The sequence below is a fragment of the Flavobacterium sp. CFBP9031 genome (assembly GCF_034044945.1).
Taxonomy (GTDB): Bacteria; Bacteroidota; Bacteroidia; order Flavobacteriales; family Flavobacteriaceae; genus Flavobacterium.
Genome location: NZ_JAXCWF010000005.1, coordinates 197,338 through 210,300, shown reverse-complemented (window position 1 = coordinate 210,300; position 12,963 = coordinate 197,338). Strand labels below are relative to the sequence as shown.

The 12,963-nt window shown below is 35.6% G+C and carries 11 protein-coding genes and 1 riboswitch; all 11 genes read left to right on the top strand.

Annotation, left to right across the window (positions count from 1 at the left end; translation table 11 throughout):
- Positions 1 to 47: 47 nt before the first annotated feature.
- The 11 genes from SOM12_RS10580 to SOM12_RS10530 all read left to right on the top strand — a co-directional run bounded on the left by SOM12_RS10580 (position 48) and on the right by SOM12_RS10530 (position 12,904).
- Positions 48 to 2,138 (top strand): HEPN domain-containing protein, encoded by a 2,091-nt coding sequence (locus SOM12_RS10580; RefSeq protein ID WP_320493405.1) that lies wholly within the window; start codon positions 48 to 50, stop codon positions 2,136 to 2,138.
- Positions 2,131 to 2,904, top strand: coding sequence for a uroporphyrinogen-III C-methyltransferase (cobA, locus tag SOM12_RS10575; protein ID WP_320493404.1), 774 nt, complete (start codon positions 2,131 to 2,133; stop codon positions 2,902 to 2,904). The genes SOM12_RS10580 and cobA overlap by 8 nt, the downstream gene beginning before the upstream one ends.
- A 73-nt stretch (positions 2,905 to 2,977) precedes the next feature.
- Positions 2,978 to 3,559: a precorrin-2 dehydrogenase/sirohydrochlorin ferrochelatase family protein gene (locus tag SOM12_RS10570; RefSeq protein WP_320493403.1), complete on the top strand. Its 582-nt coding sequence runs from the start codon at positions 2,978 to 2,980 to the stop codon at positions 3,557 to 3,559.
- 97 nt (positions 3,560 to 3,656) lie between these two features.
- Positions 3,657 to 4,709: an NAD(P)/FAD-dependent oxidoreductase gene (locus SOM12_RS10565; protein WP_095928061.1), complete on the top strand. Its 1,053-nt coding sequence runs from the start codon at positions 3,657 to 3,659 to the stop codon at positions 4,707 to 4,709.
- Between the two features lie 354 nt (positions 4,710 to 5,063).
- Positions 5,064 to 5,180, top strand: a riboswitch (SAM riboswitch).
- A gap of 341 nt (positions 5,181 to 5,521) precedes the next feature.
- Positions 5,522 to 6,526: a homocysteine S-methyltransferase family protein gene (locus tag SOM12_RS10560; protein ID WP_320493402.1), complete on the top strand. Its 1,005-nt coding sequence runs from the start codon at positions 5,522 to 5,524 to the stop codon at positions 6,524 to 6,526.
- Between the two features lie 22 nt (positions 6,527 to 6,548).
- A complete protein-coding gene (locus SOM12_RS10555; protein ID WP_320493401.1) occupies positions 6,549 to 7,076 on the top strand; it encodes a hypothetical protein in 528 nt (175 codons plus the stop codon).
- 37 nt (positions 7,077 to 7,113) lie between these two features.
- A complete protein-coding gene (locus tag SOM12_RS10550) occupies positions 7,114 to 7,602 on the top strand; it encodes a hypothetical protein (protein ID WP_320493400.1) in 489 nt (162 codons plus the stop codon).
- A 227-nt stretch (positions 7,603 to 7,829) separates the two neighbouring features.
- Positions 7,830 to 10,505 carry a methionine synthase gene (gene metH, locus SOM12_RS10545; protein ID WP_320493399.1) on the top strand — a complete coding sequence of 892 codons (2,676 nt, stop codon included), beginning with the start codon at positions 7,830 to 7,832 and terminating at the stop codon, positions 10,503 to 10,505.
- A 160-nt stretch (positions 10,506 to 10,665) separates the two neighbouring features.
- Complete coding sequence (locus SOM12_RS10540) at positions 10,666 to 11,022, top strand: four helix bundle protein (RefSeq protein ID WP_095928057.1); 357 nt, start codon at positions 10,666 to 10,668, stop codon at positions 11,020 to 11,022.
- A gap of 69 nt (positions 11,023 to 11,091) precedes the next feature.
- Positions 11,092 to 12,048: a methylenetetrahydrofolate reductase [NAD(P)H] gene (metF, locus tag SOM12_RS10535; RefSeq protein WP_320493398.1), complete on the top strand. Its 957-nt coding sequence runs from the start codon at positions 11,092 to 11,094 to the stop codon at positions 12,046 to 12,048.
- 202 nt (positions 12,049 to 12,250) lie between these two features.
- Entirely contained in the window at positions 12,251 to 12,904 is a 654-nt protein-coding gene (locus SOM12_RS10530) for a class I SAM-dependent methyltransferase (protein ID WP_320493397.1), read from the top strand.
- The last annotated feature ends 59 nt before the right edge of the window (positions 12,905 to 12,963 follow it).

Below are 12,963 nucleotides of genomic sequence, written 5' to 3'. Positions count from 1 at the left end.
CCAACAACCAACAACCAGCAACCGACAACCAAAAACTCAAAAGAGAAATGGAAAGTTTTAGAACAGAAATAGAAAATCCGGTAGTTCAGAAGGAGATTATCGAATTAGAAAAAAAGATTCACTTATTCCGTGGAGGAAAAATTGATGATGAGCGTTTTCGTAGTCTTCGTTTAGCGCGTGGAATTTATGGTCAGCGTCAGGAAGGCGTTCAGATGATTCGTATCAAATTGCCTTATGGTAAAGTGACCAGCGAGCAATTAGTGCGTATCACGCAGGTTTCTGATGAATATTCTACAGGACGTTTGCATATTACAACACGTCAGGATATTCAGATTCACTACGTGAGTTTAGACAGAACACCAGAACTTTGGGCAGATTTGGCTAAAGACGATATCACACTTCGTGAAGCTTGTGGAAACACAGTGAGAAATATTACAGGAAGCGAATTGGCTGGAGTTGACGTAAACGAACCATTTGATGTTTCGCCTTATGCACACGGACTTTTTCAATATCTGTTAAGAAATCCAATTTGTCAGGAAATGGGACGTAAATTTAAAATTTCGTTCTCTTCTTCAGACGAAGATACTGCTTTGAGTTACTTGCACGATTTAGGATTTATTCCGAAAATTAAGGACGGACAACGTGGATTTAAAATCATGTTTGGAGGAGGTTTAGGATCTCAGCCAGCACATGCTGAATTACTTTCGGAGTTTGTTCCAGTAAACGAAATCATCCCAACAGCAGAAGGAATCATCCGTATTTTCGACAGATACGGAGAACGTGCAAAAAGAATGAAAGCGCGTATGAAATTCTTAATCAAAGAAATGGGGAAAGATGCTTTTCTTGATTTGGTTGAAAAAGAGAAAAAAGCCATCGCTTTTGAAACATACGAAATTGATACAACCGCTTTTGACGGTCCAATTCCAGAACCAGTTTTAGAAGTTCCGCAAGTTACAATCGAAGATACAGAAGCATATGAAGCATGGAAAAAATCGAATGTAATTAAGCAGAAACAAGACGGTTATTATGCTATCGGAATCAAAGTCTTATTAGGTGATTTTTATACCGATAAAGCAAGATTATTAGCCAATTTAATTAAGAATTACGGAGCAAATGAATTGCGTTTTTCATTGCGTCAAAATATTGTAATACGTCACGTAAAAGAAGAGAATTTACCATTCTTTTACCAAGAATTAGCCAAGTTGGATTTTGTTCAATTAGGATATAATTCAGTTGGAGATATTACGGCATGTCCGGGTACTGATACTTGCAACTTGGGGATTGCAAGTAGTACCGGTATTGCAGAAGAATTAGAAAGAGTTTTAACTGCCGAATATCCTCAGTATTTAAACAATCGTGAAATCGAAATTAAAATTTCTGGTTGTATGAATGCTTGCGGACAGCACAACATGTCTGCAATCGGATTCCAAGGAATGTCTATTAACTCAGGAAAACTGGTTGCTCCAGCGTTACAGGTTTTATTAGGCGGAGGAAGATTAGGAAACGGAGCAGGACGTTTTGCCGATAAAGTAATCAAAATTCCAAGCCGTAGAGGGCCAGATGCTTTGCGTACGATCTTAAATGATTTTGATGCCAATGCAAACGGAGAAAAATTCCTAAACTATTACGATCTGAAAGGAGAAAAATATTTCTACGAAATCTTAAAACCTTTCGCAGACGTAACCAATTTAACAGAAGCTGATTTTGTAGATTGGGGTAACGCAGACAATTACGTAAAAGCAGTTGGAGTTGGAGAATGTGCTGGGGTAGTGATTGATTTAGTAGCGACATTATTGTTTGAAGCGAAAGAGAAATTGATTTTGGCTCAAGAATCTTTCGACGAGAAAAAATGGTCAGATGCAATCTATCATGCTTATGCAGGATTTGTAAATGGAGCAAAAGCTTTGTTATTGTCAGAAAACCAAAAAACAAATCATCATGCAGGAATTGTAGACTTGTTTGATACTGTTTTTATCGAAACTAGTAAAATAGAATTGAATTCAACTTTTAAAGACTTGGTTTACCAAATCAATAAAAATGAACCATCTGAAGCTTTCGCTAAAGATTACATTGCACAAGCAACAGTTTTCTTTGATAAAATCGAAACTTTCAGAGCACAGGAATTAGCAAATGCATAATATAAAACCTAAAATAACTTTAGTCGGTGCAGGTCCGGGCGATCCCGATTTACTTACGCTAAAAGCTGTAAAAGCATTGGCTGAAGCTAATGTGGTTTTATACGACGCTTTGGCCAACGAAGAAATTCTGGATTACGCGCCTAAAAGTGCCATCCGAATTTTTGTTGGAAAAAGAATCGGAAATCATGTTTACACGCAAGATCAAATCAATCAATTGATTGTAGATAATGCTTTGACTTACGGAAACGTAGTTCGATTAAAAGGCGGAGATTCGTTTATTTTTGGAAGAGGTGGCGAAGAAGTGGAATTTGCGGAAAGTTTCGGAATAGAAACAATCGTAGTTCCAGGAATTTCATCTGTAGTCGCTGTTCCTGCAAGTCAAGGAATTTCGATTACAAAAAGAGGAGTTTCAGAAAGCTTTTGGGCGATTACCGGAACAACATCTGATAGAAAATTATCTTCAGACGTGGCTTTAGCGGCGCAATCATCAGCAACAGTTGTAATCTTGATGGGAATGCACAAATTGCCTCAAATAATCGATTTGTTTCAAAAAGAAGATAAAGGAAATTTACCAGTTGCGATCATCCAAAACGGAACAACAACAGAAGAAAAAGTGGGTGTAGGAACAGTTGATTCAATTTTGGAAGTTGTAAAAGAAAAAGAATTAGGTTCACCAGCCATTATTGTTTTAGGAGAAGTTGTCCGCGAAAGCAATAAACTAAAAGGATTTTACGAAGAATTTCTATCAAAGGAAACCATTCATTAAAATAATTATATGTTCCGTTAGGAACAATTCGTTGGTAAATCATCTAATTTTGTTTAGATGAAATTAAATTAAAATGGAACAAAACGAATTATATCCAATATTTCTAAAGCTTCACAATTTAAATGTACTAATTGTAGGTGGAGGAAATGTAGGTCTGGAAAAGCTTTCTTTCTTGCTAAAATCAAGTCCGAACGCAAATGTTGAGGTAGTGGCAAAAGAATTTCATTTAGAAATAAAAGTTCTGGCCGAAAAACATCCTTCGATTAAATTAACGGAATCGAAGTTTAAAAAGAAAATGCTCAAAAAGCGTCACATGGTAATTGCCTGTACAGACGATTTGAAAGTAAATAAAAAGGTTTACGATTTAGCGAGAAAACGTTATTTGATTTGCAATATAGCCGATACACCAGATTTATGTGATTATTATTTGGGCGGAATCGTAACAAAAGGAAATGTAAAAATTGCCATTTCAACCAACGGAAAATCACCAACAACAGCCAAAAGGCTTCGGGAGTTTTTTGAAGAAGTAATTCCTGAGGATATCAACCAAATGGTTGAGAATCTGAACGAATATCGAAAAACCTTAAAAGGCAATTTTGAAGAAAAGGTTAAACGAATGAATGAGATAACCGATTCATTGAAAAATAAAGAGTAAAAAAGTTTCGGAAAGAAATTAATGATAAAAATCATTGAAAGTACAAGGATTTATTCGTTTCTTTGCGTTATTAAGAATGATTATAAACAACAACATAATGATTAAAACAGATATACTTATAATTGGAGCAGGCCCAACAGGTTTATTTGCCGTATTCGAGGCAGGATTGTTAAAATTAAAATGCCACATTTTAGATGCTCTTCCACAACCAGGAGGACAGCTATCAGAGTTATATCCAAAAAAGCCAATTTATGATATTCCTGGATTTCCAGAAGTATTAGCAGGAGATTTAGTTGACGGATTAATGGAGCAAATCAAACAATTTGAACCAGGTTTTACTTTAGGAGAACGTGCTGAAACAGTTGAAAAGCAAGAAGACGGAACTTTCATTGTAACGTCAAATAAAGGAACTAAATTCCACGCCCCAGTTATTGCAATCGCTGGAGGTTTAGGAAGTTTTGAGCCTCGTAAACCACTTATCGAAGATATCGAGTTTTATGAAGATAAAGGAGTAAAATACTTCATTAAAAATCCTGAGAAATTCAGAGATAAAAGAGTTGTTATTGCAGGAGGAGGAGATTCAGCATTAGACTGGAGTATCTTCTTAGCAAATGTAGCTTCAGAAGTAACTTTGATTCACAGAAGAAACGAATTTAGAGGAGCTTTAGATTCTGTAGAAAAAGTACAGGAATTAAAATCAGCTGGAAAAATCAAATTAGTAACTCCAGCAGAAGTTATCGGAATCAATGGTGCTGAACACGTTGAGTCACTAGATATTGAAGAAAACGGCGCACACCGTAAAATCGAATGCGATTATTTCATTCCACTTTTTGGATTAACACCAAAATTAGGTCCAATTGGAGACTGGGGATTAGAAATCGAGAAAAATGCCATTAAAGTAAACAATGCATTAGATTACCAAACAAACATTCCGGGAATCTTTGCTATTGGAGACGTAAATACATACCCAGGAAAATTAAAGTTGATCCTTTGTGGTTTCCACGAAGCAACTTTAATGTGCCAGGCTGCATACGGAATCATCAATCCAGGTAAAAAATACGTATTGAAATATACAACAGTTTCTGGTGTAGACGGTTTCGACGGAACTCGTAAAGAAGCTCCAAAAGCGGTTGTGAAGGCGATTGTTTAATCGAAGGTGCTAAGGTTCTAAGGGATTAAGGCGCTAGATTTTTTAAATATCTTAAAGCCCAAACTTTTAAAGTTTGGGCTTTTTTAATTAATCCCAGAGGGATGACATATTTATAGAAAAGAAATAATTACGTTTATGTAAGAGCTCCAGCGGAGCGAAATATTATGTCGCTTCGCTGGAGCTTTTGTGTTCTACATATTGTTTTTCTATAAGTATTATACTCCTTCGAAGCTAAATCACGTAAAAGATAAAACCTTAGAACCTTAGCGCCTAAGTCCCTCAGAACCTTAGAAAAAAAACATTTGCAAATAGAAAGCCTATTTCATACCTTTGCACTGTTCTTAAAATTATTGTCAGTTATCACGAAAGGCGGAGGGATAGACCCGATGAAACCTTAGCAACCCTTTATCATAAAGAAGGTGCTAAATTCTACTTTATACGACATTTTCCAGTATTAAAGATAGATAACACAAATACATACTCGTATTTCTCAAAACTTTTCTCGATAACATATAATATTTACTGAAACAGATCCTGTATCAGGAGCGAATCATTGGCGCATTTTTGCAGTCAACAGTTCCCGCTTTTCGTTGCAATCTTTTGCTTTTTTAAAGAAAAAAATCAAAAGGATTTCCACTTCAATCGGGGCTAATGAGCCAGCAATAGTGCACTTTTGGAATTAATGTGAACAAAAAAATATCCGAAGCAAACCTAACAGGTTTTTAAAACCTGTTAGGTTTAAACTTCACAATCATAATAAAAAAACTTAGCATCTTAGAACCTTAGTATCTCAGAAGCTAAAAAAAGAAGCCATGGCAATAACAATTCAAGAAGCAATAAAAAAAAATATCCTAATCCTAGATGGAGCAATGGGAACAATGTTGCAGCGCTATAATTTCTCAGAAGAAGATTTTAGAGGAGAGCGTTTCAAAGATTTTCCACATCCGTTAAAAGGAAACAACGATTTACTATCCCTAACACAACCCCAAGCGATCCGCGATGTTCATGCCGCTTATTATGAAGCAGGTGCTGACATTGTAGAAACCAATACTTTCTCTGGAACGACAATCGGTATGGCCGATTATCATATGGAAGATTTGGTTTACGAGTTAAACTATGAATCGGCAAAAATCGCAAGACAAGTAGCCGATGAGTTTACCGCAAAAAATCCAGAAAAACCACGTTTCGTAGCGGGTTCAATTGGGCCGACAAACCGTACAGCAAGTATGTCGCCAGATGTAAACGATCCAGGATACAGAGCCGTCACTTTTGACGATTTACGAATTGCTTACAAACAACAAGCAGAAGCTTTAATGGATGGTGGATGCGATTTACTTTTAGTAGAAACGATTTTCGATACACTAAATGCAAAAGCAGCACTTTTTGCAATTGAAGAAGTAAAAGAAGAACGCAACATCGATATTCCAATCATGGTTTCGGGAACAATTACAGATGCATCTGGAAGAACACTTTCTGGACAAACTGTAGAAGCGTTTTTGATTTCAGTTTCGCATATTCCGTTATTAAGTGTAGGATTCAATTGCGCTCTTGGAGCCGATTTGTTGAAACCATACTTAAAAACATTAGCACATAATACAAGTTTTAATGTTTCGGCACATCCAAACGCAGGATTGCCAAACGCATTCGGACAATACGATGAAACGCCAGAACAAACTCAGGCTTTCATTAAAGAATATTTAGATGATAATTTGATTAATATTATTGGTGGTTGTTGCGGAACAACTCCAGATCATATCCGATTAATGGCTGAGGTTGCGAAGGATTATAAGCCGAGAGTGGCGCCAGTAACTGTATAGTCTAATTTTTGAAATATTAAATATGAAATTTAAATATCTGGTTTTATTAGTTTTTCTTTCAACTTTACTTACGCAATGTGCTTCGTCAGCAAGCATCGAAGGAATGACAGTTAAAGATTATAAAGCCGAAAAGAAAATTGGAGATAAAATTTTCATTAAGTCTGTTACAGGCGGAAAAAAAACAAATCCTTTATGGACATCTAAGATTTCTAATGAAAATTTTGGAGAAGCATTTAAAAAATCTGTTATTGAATCGGAAGTATTTTCGAAAATAGATTCGATTACAAATGATGAGGATTGGGTTCTTGAAATTAATTTAGTTTCTGTTGATCAGCCTTTTTTTGGTGCGACTTTTACAGTCAAGACTGCAATAGAATATAAATTGTATTACAAAAATGAATTAAAGTTTAGTAAGAATATACAACAATCAGGTAGTGCTAAAATGTCAGATGCTCTTATAGGGGTAAAACGATTACGATTAGCTAATGAAGTTTCGGCAAAAAATAATATAAAAGAGTTACTTCGATCACTAAACGAAATTTCTTTATAGATAATAATTTTAAATAATTAAATAAAGAAATTATTGAATGAAGTATTTACGAATAATAGTATCAGTATTTGTACTTTTTGGTTTGTTTGGTTTCGGAAGTAAGAAAAGAGAGAAGCCATCTGATTTTTATTTTGTAATTAACGATGGTAGATGTGATGCTTATAATTCTCAAAACAGTACTTTTTCTCGAAAATATTCAGAAGGAGAAAGAGTTACAAAAATTGAATTAACAGAAAAGGAAAAAGAAAAAATATATTCATTGATTCAGAGAAGTAATTTTTTGAAAATGCCAATGAAATTTGAACCAAGAGGCGAAATAGTAATTAAGGATCCAAGCTTTACAAGAGTAATAGTTGCTAATGTAAATGGAGAAAAAAAATGGGTGAGTTATAATAATGGATGGACAAATACTTTAAATGAAAAAAAAGCGAAACCTTTTTTAGATTTATATACTGAGATTTGGAATGTCTTGTATAAAAAACAAGAAGTAAGAGGAATAGATAAATCGGATATTCATTTTAAATAATTGAAGAAAAATAGAGTTCATTTTGAAACCGAATCTGCGTGAGGGATAGAAGTGAAAAGCCCACAGCCTGACGAAGGAAGTGCGAGGACTTGTAACGGATAGCCCGACCCGGAGGGGCACGCCCAAAATATTAAAAAGATTATAGGTTTAGAAACCTAAAAATATAGAATAAAAAACTTAGAACCTTAGAATCTTAGAATCTCAGGATCTTAGTAACTTAAAAAGAAATGACAGAAAAAAGAAGAGACCTTGTATTATCAGGATTAGAACCGTTGATTATTACGCCCGAAAGTGTTTTCGTGAATGTTGGCGAGCGTACAAACGTAACAGGTTCAAGAAAATTCCTAAGATTAATCAAGGAAGAGAAATATGACGAGGCGCTTGATATTGCAAGACAGCAGGTAGAAGGAGGAGCACAAATCATCGATATTAATATGGATGAAGGAATGCTTGATGGGGTTAATGCAATGACTAAATTTTTGAATTTAATTGCTGCAGAACCAGATATTTCGAGAGTGCCAATTATGATTGACAGTTCGAAATGGGAAATCATTGAAGCAGGTCTTAAAGTAGTACAAGGAAAAAGCGTTGTAAACTCGATTTCATTAAAAGAAGGAGAAGAAGCCTTTATTCACCACGCCAAATTAATCAAACGTTACGGAGCAGCTGCTATTGTTATGGCTTTTGACGAAGTTGGTCAGGCGGATAATTACGATCGTAGAGTGGAGATTTGCCAACGTTCGTATGATATTTTAGTGAACAAAGTAGGATTCCCTCCGCAGGATATTATTTTCGATTTGAACATTTTCCCCGTTGCAACAGGAATGGAAGAACACCGCCTGAATGCTCTTGACTTTTTTAGAGGAACAAAATGGGTTCGTGAGAATTTGCCTCATGCACATATCAGTGGTGGAGTGAGTAACGTTTCGTTCTCGTTTAGAGGGAATGATGTTGTTCGTGAAGCGATGCACTCGGTGTTTTTGTATCACGCAATTAAAGAAGGAATGACGATGGGAATCGTGAATCCAGAGATGCTTACGATTTATGATGATATTCCGAAAGACTTATTAGAACACGTTGAAGACGTAATTTTAGATAGACGTGACGATGCTACTGAAAGACTTCTGGATTTTGCAGAAAATGTAAAAGGCGAAGTAAAAAGCGATGAAAAAGCCATTCAGGAATGGCGTTTAGGATCTGTTCAGGATCGTATTACGCATTCGTTGGTAAAAGGAATCGATGCTTTTATTGAAGAAGATGTAGAAGAAGCTCGTTTGGCCGCAACAAAACCAATTGAAGTTATCGAAATCAATTTGATGACGGGAATGAATGTCGTTGGAGATTTATTCGGAAGCGGAAAAATGTTCCTGCCTCAGGTAGTTAAATCGGCTCGTGTAATGAAAAAAGCGGTGGCTTATTTATTGCCTTTTATCGAAGCAAGCAAACAAGCGGGAGATAAACAAGGAAACGGAAAAATCCTAATGGCAACCGTAAAAGGTGACGTTCACGATATTGGAAAAAACATAGTTTCGGTTGTATTGGCTTGTAACAATTATGAGATTGTAGATCTTGGCGTTATGGTTCCTCCAGAAAAAATCATTGCAGCGGCGATTGAACACGAAGTAGATATTATTGGATTAAGCGGATTGATCACTCCTTCGCTTGACGAAATGGTATATTTAGCCAAAGAATTAGACAAACAAAATATTAAAATCCCGATTATGATTGGTGGAGCAACCACTTCGCGTGCACATACGGCTGTGAAAATTGCGCCTCAATATAGAGAAACTGTAATTCATGTAAACGATGCTTCGAGAGCCGTTACCGTTGCAGGAAATCTGCTAGATCATAACCGAAAAATATATGCGGCAGATATTCGTGCAGAATACGATTCGTTTAGAGAAACGTTCTTAAATCGTTCGAGAGATAAAAATTTCTTGACGATTGAAGATGCCCGTAAAAATAAATTACCATTGGATTGGTCGGAGTACACACCGACTAAACCAAAAGTAATTGGCGCACAAACCATCGAAATTGAACTGGATGTTTTGGTTCCGTATATTGACTGGACACCGTTTTTCCAGACTTGGGAATTGTACGGAAAGTATCCAGCGATTTTAACCGATGAGGTTGTGGGCGAGCAAGCAACATCTGTTTTTAAAGATGCTCAGGCGATGCTTAAAGTAATTTTAGAAGAGAAAAAACTAAAAGCGAAAGGTATTTACGGAATTTTCCCTGCGAATCAAGTTGGTGATGACGATATTGAATTGCGTGATGAAAACGGAAAAGTTTTAGAGAAATTCTTAACACTACGTCAGCAGTCGCAAAAAACAAAAGGTGCTCCAAACATTGCTTTAGCCGATTTTATTCTGCCAAAAGAAAGCGGAATTGAAGATTATATGGGAGCTTTCTGCGTAACAACAGGTTTTGGCGTAGATGAATGGGCTGCGGAATACGAAAAGAATTTGGACGATTACAATTCGATTATGGTGAAAGCGCTTGCCGATCGTTTTGCTGAGGCTTTCGCCGAATATCTTCACGAGAGAGTTCGTAAAGATTTTTGGGGTTATGATTCAGAGGAATCCTTAACGAATGAAGAATTAATTAAAGAAAGTTATAAAGGAATTCGTCCGGCTCCGGGTTATCCAGCTTGCCCTGATCACTTGGAAAAACCAACGATTTGGAAGCTTTTAAATGTAGCCGAAGAAATTGGAGTAACCTTAACAGAAAGTATGGCAATGTGGCCGGCTTCTTCAGTTTCAGGTTATTATTTCGGAAACCCAAAAAGTAGATATTTCGGATTAGGAAAAATAAAAGAAGATCAGGTTGTAGATTACGCCAAACGACGTAATGTCTCAACAGATTACGCCATGAAATGGTTAAACCCTAATATAGCAGACTAGAATAGTTGATGGTTGATGGTTTTTGGTTGATAGGTTTTGTCAGATCTATAAACTTTTAATTTGAACCGATTAAAGTAGATTAATTTAGTTGATGTTTTTTGGTTGTAGATTACAAAAGAGAACCAACAACTATCAACCATCAACAAACAACTAAATAAGAATGGAATACAGTAAATTGGAAGTTTGGATTGAAGCGAGGAAGTTGGTGAATTTATTGTATGACTCTTCTAAACTGTTTCCAAAGGAAGAATTATTTGGATTGACAAATCAGATGAGAAGAGCTGCAATCTCAATTCCTTCAAATATAGCGGAAGGTTGTGGGCGTCAAACATCAAAAGATACAATACATTTTCTTCATATTTCACGAGGATCATTATATGAATTAGAAACACAATTTTATTTAGCATTAGATCAAAAATACATTGATGAGAATACATTTAATATTGTATTGGCACAGATTCAAACTTGTAAAAAGTTATTAAACGGTTTTATTAACTATTATAAAAAATTAATATAGTTGAAGTTGTAACTGTTGAGTTCGATAAGAACCATCAACCATCAACCAAAAACTATCAACTAAAAAAGAATGAAAGTAACAGAGCATATAGAAAACGCCAAAGGAAAAACATTATTCTCATTTGAAATTATTCCGCCTCAAAAGGGGAAAAGCATTCAGGAATTATACGATAATATTGATCCGTTAATGGAGTTTAATCCGCCGTTTATTGATGTAACGACTTCTCGTGAAGAATATATTTATATTGATAAAGGTAACGGACTTTTGGATAAGAAATTAACTCGTATGCGTCCAGGAACGCTTGGAATTTGCGCTTCTATAAAACATAAATACAATGTAGATACGGTGCCGCATTTGCTTTGCGGTGGATTTACACAAGAGGAAACCGAATACATGCTGGTTGATTGTCAGTATTTAGGAATCAACAACGTAATGGCACTTCGAGGCGATGCAATGAAAGACGAACAATCTTTTGTACCGAAAGCAGGAGGAAATCATTACGCAGTTGATTTGGTTCGTCAAATCAAAGATTTAAATTGTGGAAAATATCTGCATGAAGTGATGGATATCGATAACAAAGCTGATTTTTGTATTGGTGTTGCGGGTTATCCTGAAAAACATTTGGAATCGCCATCTTTACAATCTGATTTAAAAAGATTAAAAGAAAAAGTAGATGCAGGAGCAGATTATGTCGTAACACAAATGTTTTTTGACAACTCAAAATATTTTGCCTTTGTAGAAAAAGCAAGAGAAATGGGTATTACAATTCCGATTATTCCTGGAATTAAACCAATTGCGGTTCAGAGGCATTTACAGGTTTTACCACAGATTTTCAGAATCGATTTGCCAGAAGATTTAATCGATGCTGTAGATAAATGCAAAAACAATGCTGAAATCAAACAAGTCGGAATCGAATGGGCGATTCAGCAGTCATTAGAATTAAAAGCCGCTGGAGTTCCATTTTTGCATTATTACTCAATGGGGAAATCTGAGAATATTCGCCAGATTGCAAGTCAGGTTTTTTAATGAATTCTATTAGATATAGCACAAGTTTGTCATTTCGACGAAGGAGAAATCTTCACAAGTAACTCCGCAAAGAGAATCCAATCTTTGTCGAGCTTGCACTTTCGTTGGAATGAAAAAACAAGCGTTAATTGGAATCTAAGTCGAAGTAACAACAAATTACCGAAGGATTTTTGTTTAATTTAGATACTTAAATTTTCACGCCATGAAAAATGAAGAATTACAAGAAATTGCCTCTCAATTAAAACATCCATCGGGAGAAAAAGGAATCGAAATGGGCAATATGATGAACGAAACGAACATCAACATGACCAAACATTCGATTCAGAATTTAAATATAGCAAACGAAAACAGAATTCTAGAACTAGGCCACGGAAACGCAGGTCATGTAGAGTTTTTGTTTAAACAAGCCGAAAAGCTAAAATACTACGGACTGGAAATGTCGGAACTGATGTTTCAGGAAGCAAGACAAATCAACCGAAATTTCGTTTCTCAAAAACAGGCTTTCTTTTCACTTTATGACGGAAATACTATTCCGTTTGAAGCTGAATTATTTGATAAAATATTTACAGTAAACACCATTTATTTTTGGCAGAAACCTGAGGAATTACTATCAGAAATCTACAGGGTTTTAAAACCAAACGGTACTTTCTGTTTGACATTTGCCGAAGAAGATTTCATGAAAAAACTGCCTTTTACACAATTCGAATTTGAATTGTACAGTACAGAAAAAGCGCAGGAATTAATCAAAAAATCGGATTTTAAAATTGTGTATACAGAAACACAAACCGAAAAAGTAAAAAGCAAAACAGGAGAATTAGTCGACAGAGCTTTTACGACTATTGTTCTGGAAAAGTAATTTTTAGCCACAGATTATAAAGATTAGCACAGATTAGAAAATCATTTTAACCCTGTAAT